The 24,078-nt window shown below is 62.2% G+C and carries 20 protein-coding genes; 11 read left to right on the forward strand and 9 right to left on the reverse strand.

Annotated elements, in window-relative coordinates:
* From atpD to Q0P52_RS10190, 6 genes are all read left to right on the forward strand, one after another.
* A partial coding sequence (atpD, locus tag Q0P52_RS10165; protein WP_293813707.1) for a F0F1 ATP synthase subunit beta occupies window positions 1-869 on the forward strand: 869 nt, incomplete at its 5' end.
* 11 nt (window positions 870-880) lie between these two features.
* The gene (locus Q0P52_RS10170) at window positions 881-1,303 is read left to right on the forward strand and encodes a F0F1 ATP synthase subunit epsilon (protein ID WP_293761509.1); all 423 of its coding nucleotides are present in this window, start codon (window positions 881-883) and stop codon (window positions 1,301-1,303) included.
* Between the two features lie 90 nt (window positions 1,304-1,393).
* Window positions 1,394-2,758 (forward strand): bifunctional UDP-N-acetylglucosamine diphosphorylase/glucosamine-1-phosphate N-acetyltransferase GlmU, encoded by a 1,365-nt coding sequence (gene glmU / locus Q0P52_RS10175; RefSeq protein WP_293761512.1) that lies wholly within the window; start codon window positions 1,394-1,396, stop codon window positions 2,756-2,758.
* Window positions 2,759-3,044: 286 nt separating this feature from the next.
* A complete protein-coding gene (locus tag Q0P52_RS10180) occupies window positions 3,045-3,836 on the forward strand; it encodes a DeoR family transcriptional regulator (protein ID WP_293761515.1) in 792 nt (263 codons plus the stop codon).
* Window positions 3,836-5,665 (forward strand): glutamine--fructose-6-phosphate transaminase (isomerizing), encoded by a 1,830-nt coding sequence (gene glmS / locus Q0P52_RS10185; RefSeq protein WP_293761517.1) that lies wholly within the window; start codon window positions 3,836-3,838, stop codon window positions 5,663-5,665. The genes Q0P52_RS10180 and glmS overlap by 1 nt, the downstream gene beginning before the upstream one ends.
* 285 nt (window positions 5,666-5,950) lie before the next feature.
* Entirely contained in the window at window positions 5,951-7,825 is a 1,875-nt protein-coding gene (locus Q0P52_RS10190) for a methyl-accepting chemotaxis protein (protein ID WP_293761519.1), read from the forward strand.
* 89 nt (window positions 7,826-7,914) lie between these two features.
* On the opposite strand, the gene Q0P52_RS10195 is transcribed toward Q0P52_RS10190, so the two are convergent.
* Window positions 7,915-8,703, reverse strand: a complete 789-nt coding sequence (locus Q0P52_RS10195; protein ID WP_293761521.1) for an ABC transporter substrate-binding protein — start codon at window positions 8,701-8,703, stop codon at window positions 7,915-7,917.
* 154 nt (window positions 8,704-8,857) lie between these two features.
* Window positions 8,858-9,901 (reverse strand): sensor domain-containing diguanylate cyclase, encoded by a 1,044-nt coding sequence (locus Q0P52_RS10200; RefSeq protein WP_293761523.1) that lies wholly within the window; start codon window positions 9,899-9,901, stop codon window positions 8,858-8,860.
* 371 nt (window positions 9,902-10,272) lie between these two features.
* Here Q0P52_RS10200 and Q0P52_RS10205 point away from each other — a divergent pair, with 371 nt between their 5' ends.
* On the forward strand, window positions 10,273-10,482 hold the full coding sequence (locus Q0P52_RS10205; protein WP_293761525.1) for a hypothetical protein: 210 nt from the start codon (window positions 10,273-10,275) through the stop codon (window positions 10,480-10,482).
* A 215-nt stretch (window positions 10,483-10,697) separates the two neighbouring features.
* On the opposite strand, the gene cyoE is transcribed toward Q0P52_RS10205, so the two are convergent.
* The 5 genes from cyoE to cyoA are packed head-to-tail and all read right to left on the reverse strand — an operon-like array spanning window position 10,698 to window position 15,509.
* Window positions 10,698-11,567, reverse strand: coding sequence for a heme o synthase (cyoE, locus tag Q0P52_RS10210; protein WP_293761528.1), 870 nt, complete (start codon window positions 11,565-11,567; stop codon window positions 10,698-10,700).
* Between the two features lie 10 nt (window positions 11,568-11,577).
* Entirely contained in the window at window positions 11,578-11,898 is a 321-nt protein-coding gene (gene cyoD / locus Q0P52_RS10215) for a cytochrome o ubiquinol oxidase subunit IV (protein ID WP_293761530.1), read from the reverse strand.
* Window positions 11,898-12,509 (reverse strand): cytochrome o ubiquinol oxidase subunit III, encoded by a 612-nt coding sequence (gene cyoC, locus Q0P52_RS10220; RefSeq protein ID WP_293761532.1) that lies wholly within the window; start codon window positions 12,507-12,509, stop codon window positions 11,898-11,900. The genes cyoD and cyoC overlap by 1 nt, the downstream gene beginning before the upstream one ends.
* 15 nt (window positions 12,510-12,524) lie before the next feature.
* Window positions 12,525-14,567: a cytochrome o ubiquinol oxidase subunit I gene (gene cyoB, locus Q0P52_RS10225; protein ID WP_293761535.1), complete on the reverse strand. Its 2,043-nt coding sequence runs from the start codon at window positions 14,565-14,567 to the stop codon at window positions 12,525-12,527.
* Window positions 14,568-14,570: 3 nt separating this feature from the next.
* On the reverse strand, window positions 14,571-15,509 hold the full coding sequence (gene cyoA, locus Q0P52_RS10230; protein ID WP_293761539.1) for a ubiquinol oxidase subunit II: 939 nt from the start codon (window positions 15,507-15,509) through the stop codon (window positions 14,571-14,573).
* A gap of 725 nt (window positions 15,510-16,234) precedes the next feature.
* Here cyoA and Q0P52_RS10235 point away from each other — a divergent pair.
* Together Q0P52_RS10235 and Q0P52_RS10240 are read left to right on the forward strand one after the other, a co-directional pair.
* Window positions 16,235-16,651 carry an organic hydroperoxide resistance protein gene (locus tag Q0P52_RS10235; protein WP_293761544.1) on the forward strand — a complete coding sequence of 139 codons (417 nt, stop codon included), beginning with the start codon at window positions 16,235-16,237 and terminating at the stop codon, window positions 16,649-16,651.
* 99 nt (window positions 16,652-16,750) lie between these two features.
* Complete coding sequence (locus Q0P52_RS10240; RefSeq protein ID WP_293761547.1) at window positions 16,751-17,221, forward strand: MarR family transcriptional regulator; 471 nt, start codon at window positions 16,751-16,753, stop codon at window positions 17,219-17,221.
* A gap of 228 nt (window positions 17,222-17,449) precedes the next feature.
* Here the strand turns inward: Q0P52_RS10240 and Q0P52_RS10245 are convergent, their stop codons facing one another.
* Window positions 17,450-18,841, reverse strand: a complete 1,392-nt coding sequence (locus Q0P52_RS10245) for an MFS transporter (RefSeq protein WP_293761550.1) — start codon at window positions 18,839-18,841, stop codon at window positions 17,450-17,452.
* Between the two features lie 119 nt (window positions 18,842-18,960).
* Between Q0P52_RS10245 and Q0P52_RS10250 the strand changes: the two genes are divergently transcribed.
* Together Q0P52_RS10250 and Q0P52_RS10255 are read left to right on the forward strand one after the other, a co-directional pair.
* Window positions 18,961-19,857, forward strand: a complete 897-nt coding sequence (locus tag Q0P52_RS10250) for a LysR family transcriptional regulator (protein WP_293761552.1) — start codon at window positions 18,961-18,963, stop codon at window positions 19,855-19,857.
* Between the two features lie 135 nt (window positions 19,858-19,992).
* Window positions 19,993-20,973 carry a sensor domain-containing diguanylate cyclase gene (locus Q0P52_RS10255; RefSeq protein ID WP_293761555.1) on the forward strand — a complete coding sequence of 327 codons (981 nt, stop codon included), beginning with the start codon at window positions 19,993-19,995 and terminating at the stop codon, window positions 20,971-20,973.
* 21 nt (window positions 20,974-20,994) lie between these two features.
* Here Q0P52_RS10255 and Q0P52_RS10260 read toward each other — a convergent pair whose 3' ends face one another.
* Window positions 20,995-23,976, reverse strand: a complete 2,982-nt coding sequence (locus Q0P52_RS10260; RefSeq protein WP_293761558.1) for an EAL domain-containing protein — start codon at window positions 23,974-23,976, stop codon at window positions 20,995-20,997.
* Window positions 23,977-24,078 lie beyond the last annotated feature (102 nt).

The raw sequence follows: 24,078 nt of genomic DNA on the forward strand, positions 1-24,078 counted from the left end.
GTGTAGGTGAGCGTACTCGTGAGGGTAACGACTTCTACCACGAAATGAAGGACTCCAACGTACTGGACAAGGTTGCGATGGTGTATGGCCAGATGAACGAACCGCCGGGCAACCGTCTGCGCGTTGCTCTGACCGGTCTGACCATGGCCGAGCACTTCCGCGACGAGAAGGATGCTTCCGGCAAGGGTCGCGACGTTCTGCTGTTCGTGGACAACATCTACCGCTACACCCTGGCCGGTACCGAAGTATCCGCTCTGCTGGGTCGTATGCCGTCCGCCGTGGGCTATCAGCCGACGTTGGCCGAAGAAATGGGCCGTCTGCAAGAACGTATTACTTCGACCAAGGATGGTTCCATTACCTCCATCCAGGCCGTATACGTACCTGCGGATGACTTGACCGACCCGTCTCCGGCTACCACCTTCGCCCACTTGGACGCTACCGTGGTACTGTCCCGCGACATCGCCGCCTTGGGTATCTACCCGGCCGTTGATCCGTTGGACTCCACCTCCCGTCAGCTGGATCCGCTGGTGGTTGGCGACGAGCACTACTCGGTTGCCCGTGGCGTGCAGTCCACGCTGCAGCGCTACAAGGAACTGCGCGATATCATCGCGATTCTGGGTATGGACGAACTGTCCGAGGACGACAAGCTGCTTGTGGCTCGCGCCCGTAAAATCCAGCGTTTCCTGTCCCAGCCGTTCCACGTTGCTGAAGTGTTTACCGGCTCCCCGGGCAAATACGTTCCGCTGCGCGAAACTATCAAGGGCTTCAAGGCTATTCTGGCTGGCGAATACGACCATCTGCCGGAACAGGCTTTCTACATGGTTGGCGCCATCGAAGAAGCTGCTGAGAAAGCCAAGACCCTTAACTAAGGAGAGGGCTGATGTCCAAGATGCATGTCGAAGTGGTAAGCACTGAGCAGCTGATCTACTCCGGTGACGCCGAGTTTCTGGTGGCTCCGGCGCTGGAAGGCGAAATCGGTGTGTATCCGCGACACGTGCCGCTCCTGACCCGTATCAAACCCGGCATCCTTCGTTTGAAGGTGCCGGGCAGCAAGGACGAAGTGTTGGTGGCTGTTTCCGGCGGCATGCTGGAAGTGCAGCCCACCCACATCACCGTGCTGGCCGATACGGCGATCCGCGGCGAGGATCTCGACGAGGCTCGCGCCAATGAGGCCAAGCGCGCTGCAGAGGAATCTCTGCAACATGCTACCGACGACCTGAGCACGGCAAAGGCGCATGCCGCCCTGGCATCCGCCATTGCACAGCTCAAGGCGCTGGACTACCTCAAGAAGCGCGTGCACTGATAGCGCGAGAGCGAATCGTGTATAGTTGCAGGCTGCCACGCAAGTGGCAGCCTTTTTCATTTCTTCCTGATTCCGAATACCACCAACACCATGGATAGCCTCAGCGTCGTCATTCTGGCTGCCGGCAAGGGTACCCGCATGTACTCGGCCAAGCCCAAGGTTCTGCACTCCATCGGCGGCAAGCCCATGCTGGCCCACGTCATCGAAACCGCCAAGCAGCTATCGCCCGATCGCCTGGTGGTGGTGTACGGTTTTGGCGGCGAGCAGGTTCGGCAAACCATTGGCGATGACGGCGTGTTGTGGGCCGAGCAGGCTGAGCAACTCGGCACCGGGCATGCCTTGAAGATGGCCATGCCCTTGCTGCCGGACGCCGGGCGCACGCTGGTGCTCTATGGCGATGTGCCATTGACCCGCTTGGAAACGCTGCAAGATCTGCTGGCCGCTGCCGGCGATGGAATGGCAGTGCTGACCGATGTGCTGGATGACGCCACCGGCTACGGACGAATGGTGCGTGGCACGGACGGCAAGCTGAAAGCCATTGTCGAGCATAAGGACTGCAGCCCCGAGCAGTTGGCTATCCGCGAAATCAATACCGGCATGATGGTGTTGCCCAACGGGCGCTTGGCCGACTGGCTGAACGCATTGCGCAATGGCAACTCGCAGGGCGAGTACTACCTGACGGATGTGCTGGCCTTGGCCGTGGCCGAAGGCGTGGCGGTGGAAAGCGCCTTGGTGGCGCACAGCTGGGAGGCTGCCGGCGTCAACAACAAGCTGCAGTTGGCCGAACTGGAACGCATTCTGCAACAGAACCAGGCGCGGGCGCTGCTGACGGCTGGTGTGACGCTGGCGGACCCGGCACGCATCGACATCCGGGGCGAGTTGGTCCACGGCAACGATGTGAGTATCGACGTCAATTGTGTGTTTGAAGGCAAGGTAAGCCTGGGCGACGGCGTAGAGATCGGCGCCAATTGCATATTGAAGAATGTCAGCGTAGCCGCCGGCACCCGCATTGCCGCGTTTTCGCATCTGGAAGACGCCGTGGTGGGCGAAGCGTGCCGCATTGGTCCTTATGCCCGTTTGCGTCCCGGCGCAGCATTGGCCGGGCATGTGCACGTCGGCAACTTTGTTGAAATCAAGAAGAGCACCGTGGGCGAGGGTTCCAAAGTCAATCATCTCACCTACATCGGCGATGCCAGCATCGGCAGCAAAGTGAACGTGGGCGCGGGCTCTGTCACCTGCAACTACGATGGCGTCAACAAATTCAAGACCGTGATTGGCGACAACGTCTTCGTAGGCTCCGGCACACTGATGGTGGCACCGGTAACGCTGGAAGAGGGTGCCACTATCGGCGCGGGCTCGGTGCTTACCCGCACGGCCCCGGCTGGCGAGCTGACCGTGGCGCGTGCCCGACAAACGACCATCCCCGGTTGGAAGCGCCCGGCAAAAAAGAGCTGAAGTTGCTGATAGTTGCTGTCAAATCCACCCAAACACCCTGAGTCAAGGCGCTCCGACGCTGGCAGTACTTGAGTACGGCCAGGAGGCGCAGCACAGCATCAGGTGTTTGTTAGCCGCACTAACTGGCAGAGAGAACCCGGTTGCGCCTATAGGCGAGCCGGGTTTTTAACTTTTTCGGCTAAATATTTCGATTCGGAAGATATTCGAAAGAAAATTTGACCGGTTGGATTGGCAAGACCAGCTGAATGTTGTTAGTATTGCGAAACTTTCGAAACGAAACCTCGCCATGACGAAACGAAATACCCAGCAACGCCGTCACGCCATCGCCGCTCTGGTGCAGGAGCAGGGCGAAGTCAGCGTGGAGGAGTTGACCCGTCGTTTCGACACCTCCGAAGTCACCATCCGCAAAGACTTGGCCCTGCTGGAAACCGGCGGCCTGTTGCTGCGCCGCTATGGCGGCGCTGTGTGTCTGCCCAGTGAAATGGTGGCCGAGGTGGATGCGGAGCAAGTGTCCTTGCGCAAGCAGGAGATTGCTCGCGCTGCGGCGGAGCGCATCCGCGATCACAATCGCGTCATCATCGACAGCGGCACCACCACCAGCGCCATGATTCCCTTGCTGGGCAACAAGCGCGGCCTGGTGGTCATGACCAATTCGCTGAATGTGGCTGGTGCGCTGCGCGAGTTGGAAAACGAACCCATTCTGCTGATGACCGGCGGCACCTGGGACCCGCACTCCGAATCGTTTCAGGGGCAGGTGGCCGAGCAGGTGTTGCGTTCCTATGATTTTGACCAGCTTTTCATCGGCGCGGACGGCATCGATCTGGATCGCGGCACCACCACCTTCAACGAACTGGTGGGGCTGTCGCGCGTGATGGCAGAAGTGGCGCGCGAAGTCATTGTGATGGTCGAGTCGGATAAGATCGGCCGGCGAATCCCCAACCTCGAGTTGCCATGGGACAGCATCCATACCCTGGTCACCGATGACGCCCTGTCCGACGAGGCCAGGGCCCGAATTCTGGCGAAAGGCGTCACCCTGATTTGCGCGCCTTCGGCCAACCTCAATGCAAGGAGAAAATAATGTGCGGCATCGTCGGCGCCATCGCCAAACGCAATGTAGTCCCGGTTCTGGTGGAAGGTTTGAAGCGGCTTGAGTATCGCGGTTACGACTCGGCGGGCATCGCGGTATTGACCGGCGACGCCATCCGCCGTGTGCGCCGTGTGGGTCGCGTGGCGGAAATGGAAAACGCCGCCGCCGAAGAGGGCTTGCAAGGGCTGCTGGGTATCGGCCACACCCGCTGGGCCACTCATGGCGGCGTGACCGAATTCAACGCCCACCCGCACATCTCCTTCGACAAGATCGCCGTGGTGCATAACGGCATCATCGAAAATCATGAAGAACAGCGACAGCGCCTCAAGGATCTGGGCTACAGCTTCGGCTCGCAGACCGATACCGAAGTGATCGCCCACCTGGTGCATCACTACTATCAGGAAGGGCGCTCGCTGTTTGACGCCGTCAAGCTGGCCACTCGCGAACTGACCGGCGCTTACGCCATTGGCGTCATCGCGCTGGATCGTCCGGACGAACTGGTCTGCGCCCGCATGGGTTGTCCGCTGCTGGTGGGGGTGGGCGAGGGCGAAAACTTCATCGCTTCCGATGTCTCCGCCATCCTTTCCGCCACCCGCCGGGTGATCTTTCTGGAAGAGGGCGACATCGGCCTGCTGACCCGCGACGGCGTCACGCTGGTGGACAAGCACGATCAGCCGGTGGAGCGCGCCTTGCATCTGTCGGATGTCTCGCTGGCTTCGCTGGAGCTGGGGCCTTACAGCCACTTCATGCAGAAGGAAATCCACGAACAGCCCAAAGCCCTGTCCGACACCATTGAAGCCATTCTGGAAAACGGTTTCGCGCCGGCGTTGTTCGGCCAACGTGCCGACAGCCTGTTGCCATCCGTGGAAGGCGTGAAAATCCTCGCTTGCGGCACCAGCTACTACGCCGGCCTCACCGCGCGCTACTGGATCGAAAGCATTGCCGGCCTGCCTTGCGATGTGGAAATCGCCAGCGAATACCGCTACCGCGACGCTTGGGCCAATCCGCGTCATCTGGTGGTGACCATCTCCCAGTCCGGTGAAACGCTGGACACCATGGAAGCGCTCAAATACGCCAAAGAGTTGGGGCACGACAAGGCCTTGTCCATCTGCAATGTGCGCGAATCCGCCATCCCGCGCGCCAGCGAGCTGGTGTTCTACACCCGCGCCGGCGCGGAAATCGGCGTGGCTTCCACCAAGGCCTTCACCACCCAGCTGGTCAGCCTGTTCGCGCTGGCGGTGACTTTGGGCAAGCTGCAAGGCCGCGTCGATGCCGAGACCGAACACCGCTACCTCGACGATCTGCGCCACCTGCCGGGTTCGGTGCAGCATGCACTGAATCTGGAGCCGCAAATCAAGGCTTGGGCGGAGCGTTTCGCAGTAAAAAACAACGCGCTGTTCCTGGGGCGCGGTTTGCACTACCCGATCGCTCTGGAAGGCGCGCTCAAGCTCAAGGAAATTTCCTATATCCATGCGGAGGCCTACCCGGCCGGCGAACTCAAGCACGGCCCGCTGGCGCTGGTGGACGAGAGCATGCCGGTGGTGGTGATTGCGCCCAATGACAGCTTGCTGGAAAAAGTGAAATCCAATATGCAGGAAGTGCGAGCGCGCGGTGGCGAGCTGTTTGTCTTCGCCGATCTGGACAGCCATTTCAGTGAATCGGAAGGCGTGCATGTGATTCGTACCCCGCGTCATGTCGGCGTGCTTAGCGCCATCGTGCATACCATCCCGGTGCAGATGCTGGCCTACCACGTGGCGCTGGCGCGCGGCACCGACGTGGACAAGCCCCGCAATCTGGCCAAGAGCGTGACGGTGGAGTAACTGCCGCGCGATCAGGATTTGTCCTGATTTCGGCTTTCAGTAAAAAGAGGTCCTTTACGGACCTCTTTTTGCTTTCTAGGCTGAAAGGAGTGCAGTGGGGCATTGTCATGGGGGCGGTGTTGCGGGGGAGGCAGAATCGCGATGCTCCCGCCATGAGATGGCGCAAATTTTAAAGCATTCACTCGACTGGGCCGATATACTGCACTTGTGAGCAAATCATGCAAATGCGCTGCTTATTATGCGAAATTTGCTTGAAATACCTGAATTAGAAAAATAGGATCCTCCATGCGTACTCTCCGCTCAAAACTGCTTGTCTTCGTGCTGGCGATGCTGGTCGCCATTTCTCTGCTGTTCTGTGGGGTGGTTTACTGGAAAATGAAAGACGCGCTGTTGTCCTCGGTGCGCGATCAGGTGACCCAGACCGCCAGCAGCAAGGTCAGCTTCATTACCGAGTGGGTGTCTTCCCACCAGAGCATCGTTGGTTCTTCCCTGCAGCGTTTCACCGATGGCGGCGACTTGAAGCCCATCCTTGACCAGTCGCAGGAGGCCGGCAAGCTGGACGATATGTACGTTGGCGAATCCAACAAGCGCATGACCCAGTTCTCCAAGTCCACGCCGGTGCCGCCGGGCTATGACCCGACTGGCCGCCCGTGGTATCTGGCCGCCAGCAAGAGCGAAGAGGCCATCGCTACCGAGCCCTATATCGACGCGGCCACCAAGAAGCCGATCATTACTTTCGCCAAGGCGCTGCGCAAAGACGGTCAGGTAGTTGCTGTGGCGGGCGGCGACGTATCGCTGCAACGCGTGGCGGACGAAGTGGTGTCCGCCAAGCTGCCGGGTGATGGTTATGCCTTTCTGGTGACTGGCGACGGCTCCATCATCGCTCACCCGACCAAAGATTCCGGCATGAAGAAGATCGGCGAAATCGTCCCGGGCTATGACTTTGGCGCTATTGGCAAGGACGGCACCCTGCAAACGGCGTCCATCAACGGCGAGAACATGCTGACTGCGCTGTATCCGGTGGGCAAGACCGGTTGGCTGCTGGGTGTGATGGTGCCGGTAGCGGCCGCCACCGCTTCGGTGGGCCAGTTGATGATGATCATGGTGGGCCTGCTGTTGGCTGGTCTGGCCGTGGTGGCGGTGTTGGCCACTATCGGCGTGGCGCGCATGCTGTCCGGTCTGAGCGAACTGCGCGACGCCATGCGCAATGTGGCAAGCGGCGACGGCGACCTTACCCTGCATCTGCCGGTGAAGTCGCACGATGAGGTGGGGCAGATCGCGGATGCCTTCAACCAGTTTGTGAAGAAGCTGCACGGCATGTTCGTGTCGGTGCGCAACGACGCCGAGGCGCTGGCGCGCGATACCGCGTCTTTGCATGAGGCGGCGGACAGCATCGCTTCCGATTCGCGCATTCAGTCCAATGAGCTGTCGGCTACCGCCGCCACCATTGAAGAGATCACGGTCAGTATCAACCACATTGCCGACAATGCCGGCGAAACCGAGCATCTGGTGAGCAGCACGCGCACCAACTCCGAAGACTCCTATCAGGCGATGGAGCGCGTGGCGCGCGAGGTGCAGTCCATTGTGGAAACAGTGGGTTCGCTGCAAGGCGCAATGGGTGATCTGGCTTCACATTCCGAGCAGATTCGCGGCATCGTGGCAGTGATTCGCGATATTGCCGATCAGACCAACCTGCTGGCCTTGAACGCCGCCATCGAGGCTGCGCGAGCCGGCGAGCAGGGCCGCGGCTTTGCCGTGGTGGCCGATGAGGTGCGCAAGTTGGCCGAACGCACGGCGTCCGCCACGGTAGAAATCGAGCAGATGATCAGCAGCGTGATCAGCCAGACCGAAGTGGCCATTGGCCATACCAGCAAGACCAACGAGCGCGTCGCCACCGGCGTGGCGCTGTCGCGCGAGGCGGCGGACAAAGTGGGCAAGATCCAGACCAGCACGCACGACATCGAGTCGCGCATGTCGGAAATCACCACCTCCACCAAGGAGCAGAGCGCGGCCACTACCGCCATGGCGCAAAGCGCTGAGCGCATCAACAGCAAGGCGTTGGAGAGCGATGCCAAGGTGCAGCAGATTCTCAGCATCATTCAAGATCTGTCGCGCCGCGGCGGCGATCTGCGCAGCCTGGTGTCCCAGTTCAGACTGTAAGACCGCGTTCCGCGCCAAGCAAAAAGACAGGGCCTGTGCCCTGTCTTTTTTTATGTGGCTGATCCGGGTTCCGGGCAGCGGGACGAAGCTCAGGGCGAGGCGATGGTTTTGCCGTGCGCTCCGCCGTAGCGGGCCAGAATGGCGCGTATTTTTCCGCTGCGCAGCAGCCGGGTGACCGAGGCGGAGAGCTCGTCCGCGCCGACACTAGCGTTGGGGCTGCGCAGACAACGGATGGAGGTGGCGGTAATCACCAGGCGGGAGGCTTCCAGTTGGTGAGCTTCCGGATGACTGGCGGCGGCGTAATCAAGATCGATATCGCGCATCACGGTGACATCCACCCGTCTGGCCAGCTGTTTCATCAGGGCGTGCTGTTCGCTGGGTGCATCGTCCCGTGTGGCTTGCCTGCTGCTGAACAGCGTTTCCAGTACCGGGTATTGGTAGCCGTTGACGGTGCCGATGGTTTTGCCTTTCAGCGCGTTCAGCTCGCCAATGCCGCGGGTGCCGGCAAAACCGACCACTCTCTCGGTGATGGTCATGATTTCCGGTGTCCAGTCGAACATCAGCGCATCCTGCCCAAGCCAAGAGGGGGACATCAGGCACATGACGTCAAAGCTGGCGCTGGCGGTATTATCGGTCACGCGGCGACGGGGAATGGGCACTTCTACCAGCGGGCGACCCAGTTCATGTGCCAGAGCGGCGTTGAGATCCTTGTCGATGCCCCCGGTAAGTTGAGCGCTACTGCCATCGCGCTGTATTTCGCCCAGCGGCATTTCCAGGGTTTCCAGAAAGGCGAAACGCAACGGGCGGGCGGCCATGGGGCCGCTGGCGCAGGGGTTGGCGGACAGGATGCCGAGGGCAAGCAGGAGGGTGGCGCGCATGCGAGCAGACAGAGTGTTCTTTTGCAGACAGTATCGTCGGAAACGATGCGGCAATGCAGCAGGCTAGTTGAGGGCATGCGATAAAACCATGAAGCTACTATGGGGTTGTCGCTTATGCGCCACGCAAGGCGCATTTGCCGCGCGCCGGCCTGGCTCAGCGGCCGGCCTTGCGGCTTTGCTTGACTGTGTACATTTCGCTGTCCGCCAGGCTGACGGCGGTTTCGCTGCGCAGGCCGAAAGGCGCCAGCGCCACTACGCCGACGCTGGCGCCAGGGTAGCTGGTGTCATGGCCGGCCAGCAGGTAGTCGCCTGCCGTGGCTGCAGCCAGACGGCGCTGCAACGTGGCGCCCGCCTGCGCCGGTTCGCCTTCGGTGATGAGTGCGCCTGGGGCGTCGTCTTTCGGCCATGCGGGGCCGGGGCCGACGATGACGAACTCGTCGCCGCCCATCCGTCCCAGCATGTCGGTGGCGCGCAAGCCGCTTTGCAGCCGCTGCGCTACGCTCTTGAGGAATTCGTCGCCCGCCTGATGGCCGTGCTGATCGTTGATCTGCTTGAAGCCGTCCAGATCCACCACGCCGACCAGAATGCTGAAGCGGTTGCGCACTGCTTGCGCCAGCAGCCGGTCCAGGTGGTCGAACAGGGCTCGGCGGTTGGGCAGCCCGGTCAGCGCGTCAGTCATGGCGTAGGAGGTGAGCTGGGCATTGGCGACTTGCAGACTTTCCACCAGCAGTTCGCGCTCGATGAAATTGGCGATGATGTTGGCGAACAGCAGCAGCAGGGTTTCAATCTCGTGGGTGATGGGCAGGGTGTCGGAACTGGCGGCGCACAGGGTGCCCAGCAGGAGGCCGTCGGTATTGAATACCGGCGCGCTGAGGTAGGTGTTGATGCCCAGTTGGCGGGCGGCGGCAGAGTCTCCCCACAGTACGCTCACCTGATTGGTGGCGGTGATGCCCATGTCCAGTGATCGCTTGCACAGCGTGTCTTCCCAGGGCACGCACAAGCCTTCGGCGATCTGCATGCGTCCGCCATTGCGGGCATAACGCACTTTCTGGAGATTCTGCTCGGGATGAACGCTGGTGAGATAGGTGGACTCCATACCGGTGATATTGCCCAGCATGTCCAGCAGGGGGCGGATCAGCTGCTCGACGGTTTTGGCTTTGGCGAGCGAGGCAGTCAGTTGGGAAAGGACCGGGTCCATGCCAGCTCTCCATCTTGCATGCCGGGGACGGGAAGGTCGCTCGGCAAGCCCGGGGTCTTGCGCAGTCTTGAGCGTGACGCTACGTATTTTAACGTAGGAATTGAAGCGCTTACAGCTGTTTTAGCATGAATCCGGCTTTATCGCCGCGAACAAGAAAATGCATTTTGGGCGGGGCTTTCAACAGGGGTGGACCGCTTGGGCAAGGCGCGAGCCGGCCGTGGACGGATGGGCCAGGCGGTGAAGTCGCTGTTTGCTACCGCACATGGCGTCATGCTTTCGGACTGTTCTGTTTTTGTGTTGGAGCGAGCTTCGGCTTTGAGGCTGACAGTTTCTTTTTGCCGGAAGGCAACCGGGCGCGCATCGCGCAATGCATGCTGTTGATCGACCCGGCGGCGCTGGCTGGGCAAGCGGTATTCTTTGAACGAGTGGCAACGCTGGTATCGGCGATGTTGGCCGAAGACGGGGTGCGCCTGCCGAGCGAACGCGACGAGGCGGCAGCGCGCGCGGCGGCGGAGCAGGGCATGGCGTTGCCGGCGGACTTACTGGCCAGCATCCGCTTGGCAGCGGGCGGGCCTGGCTAAGATCCGCTGACAAGGCCCCTGCGTCTGTGTCGCGCTTCCTTGCCGTATCGCCTGCAGCTCCTGCGTCGGCGCGCCTTGATCCAGGCTCCCCGCGAGGTTTGGCGGGCGGCTCAAGGGCGAGCAGCCGCCGGCATGACCGGACAAATAAAAAGAGGCCCCAAGGAGCCTCTTTTTGACAGACAAGCTTGGCCGGGGGGCCGCCTGTCCGGTGCGGATCACATCGGCGGGATCTGGCTGTCCAGCGCCATCATTGCGCTGAGCGCGGTGACGGTGATGATGGAGAAGAAGAACACCTGCCGCGCCCACTGGCGATCGTCGGTGCTTTCCTTGTAGCCGGACAGCGCCATTTTCAGCCACCACAGGCTGGTGGCGCAGGCCACCGACAGATAACCGTAGCCGGCATAGCCGTATACGGTCAGCATCAGCGTGGCCACGGCGAAAGCCAGGATGTACAGCACGATCTGCTGCTTGGCCTCCGATACTCCCCTCACCACCGGCAGCACCGGAATGCGCGCCGCTTCGTAGTCCTTGAAGCGGAAGATGGCGATGGCGTAGGAGTGCGGCATCTGCCACAGACAGAACATCAGCAGCAGGATGGCCGCGCCGCTGTCGAACTGGCCGCGCGCCGCGCAGTAGCCCGCCACCGGCGGCACCGCGCCGGAAAGGCTGCCCACCAGCGTGCCGTAGATGGATTTGCGCTTCATGTACAGGCTGTACACGCCCACGTAAATCACAAAGCCGAACAGGGCACAGGCCAGCGCCAGGCCGTTGGTCCACAGCGCCAGCGTGGCGAAGCCCGCCATGCCCAGCAGCACGCCGTGAGCCAACGCGGCTTTCAGGCTCATGTCCCCGGTGACCAGCACCCGCTTCTGCGTGCGCGCCATGCGCGCGTCGATGTCGCGGTCAATGCAGTTGTTGATGGCGCAGCCGGAGGCCACCACCAAGGACAGGCCCGCCATGGTGGCCAGCAGCAAGGGCCAGGACAGCGGCCCCTGCGCGGCCAGCAGGAAGCCGCCCACCGTGGAGATGAGATTGCCGAAGATGATGCCCGGCTTGGTTACCTGCAGATAACGCTTGAGCTTCATTCCGTCTGGCTCAGCGCATCATCAGCGCGTCGGCGGTGGAGATGATCCACACCGACAGGCCCACCAGCATCACGATGATCAGCGCGGTGAACAGGAAGGAGAAGGTATTCAGCTTGCCTTCTTGCGTGAAGTTCAGGTGCAGGAAGTACTTGAGGTGCACGATGATCTGCACGACGGCGAAAGCGAAGATGCCGATCATGGTGGCCTGCTTGGTGAAGCCGCCGCCCATCACCATCCAGAACGGAATGGCGGTGAGGATGACGGACAGCGCGAAGCCGATCACATAGCTCTTTACGGTGCCGTGGCTGGCGTTGTCATGCGCGTGGCTCATCACATGGCTCCTTTCAGGTACACGACGGTGAAGACGCAGATCCACACGATGTCGAGGAAGTGCCAGAACAGGCTCAAGCAGTTCAGGCGGGTCATGGCGCGACCGGTCAGGCCGGTCTTGGCCACTTCGATCATCATCACCGTCATCCAGATCAGGCCGGCGGTGACGTGCAGGCCGTGCAGGCCCACCAGGCCGAAGAAGGCCGAGAGGAAGGCGCTGACCTGCGGGCCGTGGCCCTCGGAGATCAGGTGGTGGAACTCGTTGATTTCCAGACCGATGAACGCGGCGCCGCAGGCGAAGGTGACGGCCAGCCAGCCCAGCACCGCCGTCTTGTTGCCCTTGTGGCCGGCAATCATGGCGAAGCCGTAGGTGATGGAAGAGAGCAGCAGGGCTGCGGTTTCCACCATCACGTAAGGCAGGTCGAAGATTTCCTTGCCCGACACGCCGTTGGCGATATTGCGATACAGCACGGCGTAGCCGGCGAACGCAGTCGCAAACAGGATGCAGTCGGTCATCAGGTAGAACCAGAAGCCCAGCACGGTTTGCGAACCGCTGTCGTGGTGCTCGTGGTCGTCATGCGCGTTGTGCGCGTGGTCTACATAAGTACTCATGTGTGGATCCACCTGTTAAGCGGTAGTGGTGGGACGACTGCCGGAGCGGGACGCTTTGTCGTCGCGTTCGGTGTAGTTGTCCACATCGATGCCCATGCGCTCGAAGTGCGAGCGCTCGACGCTTTCGACTTCGTCCGGCTGCACGTAGTAGTCCAGATCATTGTCGTAGGCGCGGGCCAGCATGCTGCCGACGATGCCCAGCAGGCCAACAATGGCCAGCCACCAGATGTGCCAGATCAACGCAAAGCCCAGCACGGTGGTGAAACCGCCGATAAAGATGCCGGCCGCGGTGTTTTTCGGCATGTGGATGGGGGCGTAAGCCTTGGGCACGGCGTAGGCGATGCCCTTTTCCTTCATGTCGGTGAAGGCATCGATGTCATGCACGCGCGGCACGATGGCAAAGTTGTAGAACGGCGGCGGGGAGGAGGTGGCCCACTCCAGGGTGTGGCCGTTCCACGGGTCGCCGGTAACGTCCATGTTCTGTTTGCGGTCGCGGACGCTCACGTACAGCTGCAGTAGCTGGGTGGCGATACCGCAGGCAATCAGCACCGCGCCGAAGCAGGCGACGTACAGCCACGGATCCCAGGCCGGATTGTCGGTGTGGTTCAGGCGACGGGTCATGCCCAAGAAGCCCAGCACGTACAGCGGGATGAAGGCGAACATGAAACCCACTTGCCAGAAGGCGAAGGCCAGCTTGCCCAGTTTTTCGTTCAGCTTGAAGCCGAAGGCCTTGGGGAACCAGTACGCAAAACCGGCCAGATAGCCGAACACCGCGCCGCCGATGATGGTGTTATGGAAGTGGGCGATCAGGAACAGGCTGTTGTGCAGCACGAAGTCCGCGCCGGGCACCGCCATCAGCACGCCGGTCATGCCGCCGATGGAGAAGGTGACCATGAAGCCCAGGGTCCACAGCACCGGCGGGGTAAAGCGCACGCGGCCGCGGTACATGGTGAACAACCAGTTGAACAGCTTTACGCCCGTGGGGACGGAAATCACCATGGTGGCGATGCCGAAGAAGGCGTTGACGTTGGCGCCGGAACCCATGGTGAAGAAGTGGTGCAGCCAGACCATGAAGCCCAGCACCGAGATCACGCCGCTGGCGATGATCATGGAGGTGTGGCCGAACAGACGCTTGCCGGAGAAGGTGGAGATCACTTCGGAGAAAATACCGAAAGCGGGCAGCACCAGAATGTACACCTCGGGGTGACCCCAGGCCCAGAACAGGTTCAGGTACATCATGGCGTTGCCGCCGGCTTCCGCGGTGAAGAAGTGGAAGTCCAGATAGCGGTCTAGGCTCAGCATGGCCAGCGCGCCGGTCAGGATGGGGAAGGACGCCACGATCAGCACGTTGGCCCAAGTGCAGGTCCAGGTGAAGATCGGCATTTGCATCAGCTTCATGCCCGGCGCGCGCATCTTGATGATGGTTACCAGGAAGTTGATGGCCGTGAGTGTCGTCCCTATCCCTGATATCTGCAGCGCCCAGGTGTAGTAATCCACCCCCACGTCAGGACTGAAGCCCAGCTCGGACAGCGGCGGATAGGCCACCCAGCCGGTGCGGGCAAAGTTGCCCACGCCCAGCGACAGGTTCACCAGAATCACCGCCGATACCAGCAGCCAGAAACTCAGCGAGTTGAGGAAGGGGAAGGCCACGTCGCGCGCGCCGATCTGCAGCGGCACCACGATGTTCATCAGGCCGGTCATGAAGGGCATGGCCATGAAGATGATCATGATCACGCCGTGGGCGGTGAAGATCTGGTCGTAGTGTTCCGGCGGGAAAATCCCCATGTGGCCGTCAGTGGCGATAGCCAGCTGGGCACGCATCATCATGGCGTCGGCAAAGCCGCGCAACAGCATGATCATGGCGACGATGATGTACATCACGCCGATTTTCTTGTGGTCGACGGAGGTCAGCCACTCTTTCCAGAGATAGCCCCACTTGCCGAATTTGGTGAGCAGCCCCATGACAACGAGGCCGACCAGGCCGGCGCCGCCCAGCGCGCCCATGATGATGGGCTCGTGGAAGGGGATGGCATCCAGGGTCAGTTTGCCTAACAACATTGCTTATTGCTCCTTGATGACCGGTGTTTCGCACAGGCGCTTGGTCAGTGCGTCGATCTTGAGTTGCTCGTCAGTGGCGGCCAGCGACTGGCGATTGGCCATGTACTTGTGCAGCACGGCGCTGAAAAGGCGCGGCTCTTGCAGCGAGTAGAAGGCGGCCGGATTGTTTTCGCTGGGCTTGGCCAGCTGGATATACGCCTCGGCGTCCAGCGGCTTGGCGGCGGAGCGCGCCCGGGCCACCCAGGCGTCAAACTCTTGCTGGGTAGGCGTGGCGATGGCGTTGAACTTCATGCCCGAGAAACCTGCGCCGCTGTAGTTGGCCGAAAAGCCCTTATAGGTGCCGGCTTCGTTGGCGATCAGGTGCAGCTTGGTTTCCATGCCGGCCATGGCGTAAATCTGGCCGCCCAGCTGAGGAATGAAGAAGGAGTTCATCGCCGCATCGGAGGTGATGCGGAAATTCACCGGCACATCCTTGGGGAAGGCCAGCTGGTTGACGGTGGCGATGTTGAGGTCCGGATAGATGAACAGCCATTTCCAGTTGAGCGCCACCACCTGCACGTTGATCGGCTTCTTGTCCGACTCCAGCGGACGGTACGGGTCCAGCTTGTGCGTGGTTTCCCAGGTCACCACCGCCAGACAGCTGACGATGATGATGGGAACAATCCACACCACCGCCTCGATCTTGTTCGAGTGCGACCACTTGGGGGTATAGGTGGCGTCCTTGTTGCCTGCGCGGTACTTCCAGGCAAACAGGAAGGTCATGACGATGACCGGGATGACGACCAGCAACATGAGCAGCGTGGCCGTGATGATCAGGGACTTCTCGTCCGCCGCAATTTGCCCTTTGGGGTCAAGGATGCCTCCCTGACAGCCCGAAAGCAGTGCGGCGAGAGCCGGCGACAGTCCCCACAACAGGCGGGTGGGTCTACAGTTTCTCATCATGCGTCTTGTGCAGTTAAAGATTCTTGGTGGTGCGCGGTCGTCTGGCGGCGCGAACCGGAGCAAGGCCGCCTTGGCCGTCTTGCCCGTGAAATCATGCTGTGCCGTTTGCCTGCCGCAGGCTCGCGGCGAGGCCCTCATGGCGGCTCGAGGAGCGGGTGCGACAAATCGCCGCACTTTCGCCCGCGCTATTAAAGATTCATTTCAAGCCTCGGGCAAGCTGATCCAAATCAATGAATTGCATGTTTGCGGCATGAAAACCCTTTGGGTTTGACGAATATCAAGGACGCAATGTGGCGGCAAATGATTGTTCGGACAGTGCTTATTGAGATGGCATTGCTGTTGCGGCGCAATAAAGCGATGGTTGCAAACCGTTACAAAAAAAGTGTGAACTCGAACTTTTTCTGTCATGGATTGGTGTGTGCGCAACAGTCAATGCAGTGCAGCAGGCAATAACCTTTTAGTTTTTATGGGCAAATGTGGCGGATAAATGCTAATCCCCATCAATATATTGTGGTTATTGCCAAGAGTCAGAATGAGCGCATTTGAAACAGGATGAATTCACTATTGCTGATGATGATGCTGCATGTGCGTCATGCGGTGCGGCACATGTGTCTGAAGGCCACGGGAAGGCGATGAAGAACGAGGGAGGGTTTGACTTTTCCGGTCATCGGGTGAAATATATATCGCACACGATATAAACGTGTGCGATTAAAGGAGATATGCCCATGAACACCTTGTACCAAGCACGGGCCGCGGCCATTGGCGGCCGCAATGGCCGAGTATCCACCGACGACGGTATCATTGACCTGCAATTGGCCATTCCCAAAGGCTTGGGCGGTCCCGGCGGCGCCGCCGCCAATCCGGAGCAGCTGTTTGCCTGCGGCTATGCGGCTTGCTTTGACAGCGCGATCAACTTTGTCGCCATGCAACAGAAAATCAAGCTGACCGGCACCCGCGTGGACGCCACCGTCGGCATCGGCAGTAATGACGCTGGCGGTTTTCAGCTGGCGGTAAAACTGGAAGTAACCATTCCCGACCTGCCGCGCGAGCAGGCCCAGGCCATCCTGGACCGGGCGCATCAGGTTTGTCCGTATTCCAACGCCGTGCGCGGCAATATCGAGGTGGCGCTGGCGCTGCTGTGAACAAGCAGGGCCGGGGCCCGTCGGCTGTGGCGGCTGCGCAAGCGGCATCGCGTCTGACCTTATCGCTGCTTGCGCCGTTTCAAAGAGATGAGTGTGAACATGACCGCCACACCCGATGAGGCGCCGCTGACCCTGGATCAGCAACTCTGCTTCAGCCTGTATGCCACGTCGCGTCTGTTAACGCGCGCCTATCAACCGTTGCTGGAGCCGATGGGCATCACTTACCCGCAATACATCGTGTTGATGATCCTGTGGGAGGAGGCACCCTGCCCGGTGTCGCGCATCTGCCAGCGTGCGCTGCTGAATACTAATACGCTGACTCCCTTGCTCAAGCGGCTGGAGCAGCTGGGTTACGTCAGCCGCCAGCGGCGCGCCGGCGATGAGCGGGTGGTAGAGATCGGCCTGACCGCTGCGGGAGCCGCCCTGCAGGCGCAGTGCCGCTGCATTCCTGCAGAGTTGCTGAAGGGAGCAGGCATGCCACTGGAGAATCTGCAGGCCCTGAAAGCACAGCTGGATGAGTTGCTGCGCGCCATGCTGGCACAAGAGGCCGTGGGCGGCGACCCGGCTTGATGTGCACAGACCGATGACACCGCCGGCGGGGCTTTCGCTCCGTCGGCGGCTTTGTTTTGTGAAGGGGGGCCGCTTGCCTGCTTGCGGCGAGCACAGACGGACAACAGGCTGACTGGACAGCGGGTCAAGGCCGTCCGGTCAACGCGCCTGTCGGCTTGCCGGGTTGGGTCGGCGGCTGCATTGTGCCCGCCAGACGATGGCAGGGCCAGCGGCGGGTGTCGCGGCCAGTCAGACTGCGGTTTTTTGCGGCTTTGCAAGGTTGGCCGAAGCAATCAGTGTCGCCAGCATGACCATCGCCGCCGCGCTCATGAAAGTGATGTGCATGCCGCGGGCCACCGCAAGGGGAGCCGCCGTCGCAGGCTGGGCCGCCCCGGTGGCGGCGAGGAATACCGCCCCCATCATGGCGGCGCCGCTGATCAGGCCGGCATTGCGCGCCAGATTCAGCAGGCCGGAAAACAGGCCGCGCCGCTGGGGGCCGGCCGCGCCCATGACCTGGGTGTTGTTGGCGGCTTGAAACAGGGCGTAACCGGCGGTGAGGGGGGCAAGGCCCCCAAGATAGGCGGCAAGTCCCAGCGCATCGGGCAACAGCCACAGCAACAGCGTGCCCAACAGCATGAGCAGCAGCCCGCAGAGCGTCATCGACCCCGCTCCCCAGCAATCAGTCAGGCGGCCGGCCGGCACGCCAGCCAGCGCCGACATCACCGGACCGACAGCCATCGCCAGACCGGCCTCGGTGGGCGTCAGCCCCAGCGCGCGATGCAGATGAAAGGGACCAACCACCAACGTGGTCATCATGACGCAAGCCACCAGCCCGCTCATGATCACGCCTCTAGCCAGCGCGGTTTCCTTCAGCACCTTGAGCGGCAAAATGGGCTGGCTGCAGCGTTGCTGCCGGAGAATGAAAGCGGCCAGCGCCAGCGCGGCGATTGCCGCCGATGGCAGTGGTTGTCGTGACCCGCCGCTCAAGCAAAGCGCATAGGCAAACAGCGCCAGCGCCAACAGGGCGGCGCCAGGGAAATCAAAGCGCCGCCAGTCTCCCTTGGCGGGCGCGCCTGCCGGCAGATGCCGGCGTGCGCTGCGCCACAACCACCATGCGGCCGGCGCATTGATCAGAAACAGCGTCCGCCAGTGCCAGTACGCCAGCAGCAAGCCTCCCAGCGAGGGCCCCAGCGCCGTACCGATGGCGGACATGGCGCCCAGCAGGCCCATGGCCCGTCCGGTGCGTCCGTCCGGCGCGATGTCGGTCGCCATGGCCATGGACAGGGCCAGCATCAGCGCGGCGCCCATGCCCTGTGCCGCGCGCGCCGCCAGCAGCAGACGAAAATCCGGCAGGGCGCAGCACAGCGATGCAAAACCGAACAGCGCCAGACCGCCCAGCAGCAGTCGGCGGCGGCCGAACAGATCGCCCAAGCGACCGGCGGCAACCATCATGGCCGTGCTGGTCAGCAGGTAGGCCAGCACCACCCATTGGGCGATTGCGAAGCTGGCACCGGGTTCTCGGCTCAGCATCGGCAGGGCGATGTTGGCGCTGCTAAGGCCGAAGGAAGCCAGCAGCACGCAGCCTGCAAGGCTGGCGATCGCGGCGCGGGAGGCGTGGGTAGAGGCGGAAATGACGGACATGATGCAACCCCGGTCTGACTGATGGTGTACAGCTTAGGCCGGGCGCCAATGTTGTCGGAAGACGCAGCGATTGCACTATATTCATGCAGCTGACGCCATCTATCGGAAAGGGAAAACGCATGCGGCAAAACGATCTGAACCAGTTGATCGCGCTGGAGGCCTTGTTGGCCGAAGGCAGTGTGGCCGGCGCGGCGCGGCGGCTGGGCTTGAGCGGCTCGGCGATGAGCCGCTCGCTGGCGCGTTTGCGAGAGAGTACCGGCGATCCCTTGCTGGTGCGGGCCGGGCGCGGGCTGGTGCCCACGCCGCGCGCGCAACAACTGCGCGATGAGGTGGCGCGCCTTGTGCGCGAGGCCGCTGCCGTATTGAATCCCCAGGATGAGGCAGACCCCGCCAATCTGGTGCGCGACTTCACCTTGCGATGCAGCGAGGGCTTTGTGGAAAACTTCGGCTCGGCGCTGATCGAGGCCCTGGCGGCACAAGCGCCTGGCGTGCGGCTGAGTTTTCTGCCCAAGCCGGACAAGGACAGCGCGCTGCTGCGAGCAGGGCGGGTGGATCTGGAAACCGGCGTGGTGGGCGAGGAAACCAGCCCTGAGCTGAGGGTGAGGGCTTTGTTTCGCGACCGCTTCATCGGCGTGACGCGGGCGGATCATCCGCTAGCGGCGGGCGCAATGACGGCGGCGCGTTTTGCCGAGGGACGGCATTTGCAGGTATCGCGGCGCGGCCGCTTCCATGGCGGGGTGGATGAAGCCCTGGCGGCGCTGGGGCTACGGCGGCAGGTAGCGGCGTCGGTGGGCGGGTTCGCGGCGGCGCTGGCCCTGGTGCGAGAGAGCGGGCTGATCACCGTGGTGCCAGAGCGGCATACCGGCAATCTGCGGCGCGGCCTGTTCAGTTTTCCGCTGCCGCTGGATGTGCCAGGCATCACGGTGTCCTTGCACTGGCACCCGCGCATGGATGCGGACCCCGCGCATCGCTGGCTGCGTGAGCGGATACACGAGGTCTGCGCCGCCATGGCCTGAAAGCGCATTGGGCAGGGCGTGCCGGGATAGTTTTATGCAGAAGCAATTGTTGTCCATCCGGACAGCGCTTAATATGACTGGCTTGGGCGCACTGCGGACTCGGTCGCGCCGGATTCAAAGCAGGCAGATCGACATATGGCAGACCCTTCCCGCGATGACCACGCGACACAAGCCGAGCTGGCCCGACTGCGCGCCGAGCTGGACGAGGCGCGCCAGATCATCGCTCAGCAAAGAGAACAGCTGAACGCGGCGCTGGACGGCACCGGGCTGTGCATCTGGCAAGGGCTGCTGCAAACGGGCGAACTGCAGGTGTTCAACTTGCAGGGCTTCCGGCGCGAAGACATGGCCAGCCATTACGATGTCTGGTACGCCAAAGTGCATCCGGACGACCGCGACGAAGTGGTGGCGCGCTACCAGGCGCATCTGGCGGGCGAGGTGGACAGTTATGAGGCGGAGTACCGCACCCTGGGGCCCGACCAGCAAATCACCTGGTTGTGGGACCGCGGCCGGGTGGTGGAGCGCGATGCCGAAGGCCGCGCCCTGCGCATCATGGGGGCGCATGCCGATATCACCGAACGCAAGTTGGCCGAAGCCGAGCTGCTGCGCCTGGCGCACAGCGACGCGCTGACCGGCCTGCCCAACCGCAAATATTTCTTCGATCAGCTGCAGGCTGCCATGCACGAGTCCGACCTCAGCGGCCGTCCCTTGGCGGTGATGTTCATTGATCTGGACAACTTCAAGCAGGTGAACGACCGTTTTGGCCATGTGTTCGGCGATCAGGTACTGAGCGCGGTGGCGCGGCAGTTGCAGGCGGTGGTGCGCGGGCGCGATCTGCTGGCCCGACTGGGCGGCGATGAATTCATCCTGCTGCTGCAGGGCGGCGAGCTGGCTGCGCTGGCTTCCGACGTGGGCAGCCGCATTCTTTCCGTGCTGAACAAGTCCTTCCATATCGGCAAGGAAACCGTCGATATCGGCGCCAGCATCGGCGTCAGCTGCTACCCGCTCAACGGCACCACCTGCGAGGAGCTGGTGCGTCACGCCGACAGCGCCATGTACCGCGCCAAGGCGGAAGGCCGCAGCAGCCTGCAATTGTTCCAGAACGAGCTGAGTCTCTAGCCTGCCGGCATGCCTTGCCGGTCAGTCCTGCCGCGCCAGCAGGCTGTGCAGGTCGCCCACCGGCATGGGCCGGGCAAACAGATACCCCTGAAAACGCTGGCAGCGCTGCAATTGAAGTTGCTCGAATTGCTCGGGCGTTTCCACGCCTTCAGCCACCACCTGCAATTGCAGGCTTTCCGCCAGTACGATGATGGCCTTGAGGATGGCGTGATGCTGCTGGCCGCTGTCCTGCACGAAGGTTCTGTCGATCTTGATCTCGTCGAAGGGCAGGTTGCGCAGATAGGACAAGGAGGCGTAGCCGGTGCCGAAGTCATCCAGCGAAAAGCGCAAGCCATGCGTCTTGAGCAGGCGCATCTTGGCGGCCACGTCATCAATGTCGTGCAATAGCAGGCTTTCGGTCAGCTCCAGTTTCAGCCTCTCCGGCGGCGCGCCGGTTTGCCGAAGGCGCTCCAGTACGGCCTCGACGAAGCCGTGCTGGCGGAATTGGCGCGAACTGACATTGACCGACAGATCAAGCGCCGCCGTGAGGGGGTCCAGCTGCCAGGCAGCCAATTGCCGGCAGGCCTGATCCATGACCCAGTCGCCGATGGGAAAAATCAGGCCGGACTCCTCCGCCAGGCCAATAAATTCATCCGGCCCGGTGAGGCCGTAGCCGGGACGCTGCCAGCGCAGCAAGGCTTCCGCGCCGGTGAAGCGGCCCTGCTTGTCCACCTGCGGCTGGTAGTACAGCGCCAGCTCATCATTGCGCGGCGCGTTGCGCAAATGCTGTTCCAGTTCCACGCGGGCGGTGACAGCTTCCTGCATGGCGGGGTCGAAAAAGCGCACCGTGTGGCGGCCTGCGCTCTTGGCCTCGTACATCGCCATGTCGGCTCGCTTCAACAGCTCTTCCACCGAGTTGTTGTGTCCCCAGAACATCACCGAACCGATGCTGCAGGTGGAGTGGCGTTCTTTGTCGTCCAGCCGGTAAGGAAGGGACAGCTCGGTCAGCACTTGGCTGGCGATGGCGCGGGTTTCCTGGAGGGCAAGGTCCAGTTCTTCATTCAGCCCTTCCAGCATGACCACGAATTCATCGCCGCCCAGCCGCGCCACGGTGTCGGATTCCCGCACGCAGAGCGTCAGGCGCGTGGCCACCATGCACAGCAACTGGTCGCCCTTGTCGTGGCCCAGCGTGTCGTTGAGGGTTTTGAAGTTGTCCAGGTCAATGAACAGCAGCGCGCCGTACTCCATGCGGCGGGCGCTGGCGGCCTGCGCGCGCAGCAGGCGGTCCAGCAGCAAGCGGCGGTTGGGCAACTGGGTGAGCGGGTCGTAGAAGGCCAGATGGCGGATCTGTTCTTCCGCCGCCTTGCGCTGGGTGATGTCGCTCATGGTGCCCACATAGTGGCTGACTTGGCCGTCGTCGCCGCGTACCGCGCTGATGCTGAGCCATTCGAGGTAAACCTCGCCATCCTTGCGGCGGTTCCAGATTTCGCCGCGCCAGAAACCGTTCTGGTGAATGGCTTGCCACATGCGCTGGTAGAAGGCGCGGTCGTGCTTGCCGGATTGCAGCAGATTGATGCGGCGGCCGATGACTTCGTCTTCGGCAAACCCGGTGATGCGGCTGAAAGCGCCATTGACGCGCTGGATGCAGGCGTTGGTGTCGGTCACCACGATGCCTTCCTGCGATTCGAAAGCCGCCGCGGCGATGCGCAGCCATTGTTCGGCCTGCTTGCGCTCGGTGATGTCGCGCGAGGCGGCGAACAGATAACGCTGGCCGTCGATATCAAAACCGCGCGCGTTGATTTCAACGTCGATCAGGCCGCCGCCGCGGCGACGATGGCGGGTTTCGTAACGTTTGCCGAAGCGCATGCATTCATCCAGCATCGCTTTTTGTTGCAGCGGACTCAGGCTTGCCTCCCAAGCGCTCATGGGCATGCTTTTCATTTCCGCCGGGGTGTAGTCCAGCATGGCGGCGAAGGAGGGGCTCAGCTCGACCAGCCGGCCCTGATCGTCCAGGATGTGGATGCCGTCGGTGGCGGTCTGCATCAGCGCCGCCTGGCGTTTCAGTTCCGCTTGCACCGCCTGCTCGGCGGCCTGGCGTTCGCTGGTTTCCTGTTCCAGCGCGAGCGAGCGCTGGGCCACTTGCTGCGCCAGCAGGGCGCGCTGCTGGCGCAGCAATACCATCTGTCGTGCCAGCCAGCCCATCAGCAGGCTGAGCAGCAACACCGATGCGGTGTCGCGCAGCAGGATATCGTGGTTGATCCAGCCGGCGGTGGGGGTTACATCCAGCATCCACGCGCCATTGGGCGTGACAATGCGGTAGCTGGCGGCGTCGGGCGGGCGGGCGTCGAGGCCGGGGGAGGCGGCAATCACCTGCTCGGCATGCGTGTCCGGATGGGTGCGCCACAGTGCGTACTGGTAGCCACGTTGTCGCAGCCAGGCTAGGCCGGCGTCGTCCAGTACCTCGGGAAAGCGCAGCATGGCGATGGAAAATCCCCAGAATTCCGGCTTGCCGCCCGCTTGGCGTGGCAGATAAATGGGCAGCCGGCCCACCGCCCCGATGCCGCCTTGCACCAGCTTGAAAGGGCCGGCCAGCGTCATCTTGCCGGTATCGCGGGCGATGAAGGCTTCCTTGGTGCGCGCCGGGTCCTGCAGCAGGTTGTGGCCCAGGGCTTTTTCGTTGCCCTTCAGCGGATAGATGCGGTTAACCGTACCGCCGGGCGCCAGCTGCAAGGACGCCACGCCGGGGTAGTAGCGGATAAGCTGGCTGGCGTAAGCGTCGAAATCGCTGATCGCGCCCTTGCTTTCGCGCACCATCGCTCCCAGCGCGTAGGTGGAGGACAGGGCGCGGTTGATGGCGGTTTGCACCGCACCGGCACGATCCGCCGCATCAGCCATCGCCTGGGTGCGCATGGCCTGCTCGCTGCGCTTGAGGTCGTGCCGGGCCGCTAGCCCGCCGATGAGTGCGGTGCAGAGCGCGGCGACGATGCCCGCCAGCCAGGGCCGCCACCTTGCCGGGAGCGTCATGCTGGCGGTGCTTTCTCCGGCGTGGCCGTGGCGTGCGCGCGGGGAATGAATTCGGGCATGGGTATAAATCCGGATAAAATGAAATGCCTTTGTCATTGCTGT

The organism is uncultured Aquitalea sp., from assembly GCF_945957525.1.
Taxonomy (GTDB): domain Bacteria; phylum Pseudomonadota; class Gammaproteobacteria; order Burkholderiales; family Chromobacteriaceae; genus Aquitalea.

Excerpts from the sequence above, each read along its gene's own strand:
- Q0P52_RS10170 (WP_293761509.1), top strand. The coding sequence starts at position 881 with ATGTCCAAGATGCATGTCGAAGTGGTAAGCACTGAGCAGCTGATCTAC.
- glmU (WP_293761512.1), top strand. The coding sequence starts at position 1,394 with ATGGATAGCCTCAGCGTCGTCATTCTGGCTGCCGGCAAGGGTACCCGC.
- Q0P52_RS10180 (WP_293761515.1), top strand. The coding sequence starts at position 3,045 with ATGACGAAACGAAATACCCAGCAACGCCGTCACGCCATCGCCGCTCTG.
- glmS (WP_293761517.1), top strand. The coding sequence starts at position 3,836 with ATGTGCGGCATCGTCGGCGCCATCGCCAAACGCAATGTAGTCCCGGTT.
- Q0P52_RS10190 (WP_293761519.1), top strand. The coding sequence starts at position 5,951 with ATGCGTACTCTCCGCTCAAAACTGCTTGTCTTCGTGCTGGCGATGCTG.
- Q0P52_RS10195 (WP_293761521.1), bottom strand. The coding sequence starts at position 8,703 with ATGCGCGCCACCCTCCTGCTTGCCCTCGGCATCCTGTCCGCCAACCCC.
- Q0P52_RS10200 (WP_293761523.1), bottom strand. The coding sequence starts at position 9,901 with ATGGACCCGGTCCTTTCCCAACTGACTGCCTCGCTCGCCAAAGCCAAA.
- Q0P52_RS10205 (WP_293761525.1), top strand. The coding sequence starts at position 10,273 with ATGCTGTTGATCGACCCGGCGGCGCTGGCTGGGCAAGCGGTATTCTTT.
- cyoE (WP_293761528.1), bottom strand. The coding sequence starts at position 11,567 with ATGAAGCTCAAGCGTTATCTGCAGGTAACCAAGCCGGGCATCATCTTC.
- cyoD (WP_293761530.1), bottom strand. The coding sequence starts at position 11,898 with ATGAGCCACGCGCATGACAACGCCAGCCACGGCACCGTAAAGAGCTAT.
- cyoC (WP_293761532.1), bottom strand. The coding sequence starts at position 12,509 with ATGAGTACTTATGTAGACCACGCGCACAACGCGCATGACGACCACGAG.
- cyoB (WP_293761535.1), bottom strand. The coding sequence starts at position 14,567 with ATGTTGTTAGGCAAACTGACCCTGGATGCCATCCCCTTCCACGAGCCC.
- cyoA (WP_293761539.1), bottom strand. The coding sequence starts at position 15,509 with ATGATGAGAAACTGTAGACCCACCCGCCTGTTGTGGGGACTGTCGCCG.
- Q0P52_RS10235 (WP_293761544.1), top strand. The coding sequence starts at position 16,235 with ATGAACACCTTGTACCAAGCACGGGCCGCGGCCATTGGCGGCCGCAAT.
- Q0P52_RS10240 (WP_293761547.1), top strand. The coding sequence starts at position 16,751 with ATGACCGCCACACCCGATGAGGCGCCGCTGACCCTGGATCAGCAACTC.
- Q0P52_RS10245 (WP_293761550.1), bottom strand. The coding sequence starts at position 18,841 with ATGTCCGTCATTTCCGCCTCTACCCACGCCTCCCGCGCCGCGATCGCC.
- Q0P52_RS10250 (WP_293761552.1), top strand. The coding sequence starts at position 18,961 with ATGCGGCAAAACGATCTGAACCAGTTGATCGCGCTGGAGGCCTTGTTG.
- Q0P52_RS10255 (WP_293761555.1), top strand. The coding sequence starts at position 19,993 with ATGGCAGACCCTTCCCGCGATGACCACGCGACACAAGCCGAGCTGGCC.
- Q0P52_RS10260 (WP_293761558.1), bottom strand. The coding sequence starts at position 23,976 with ATGACGCTCCCGGCAAGGTGGCGGCCCTGGCTGGCGGGCATCGTCGCC.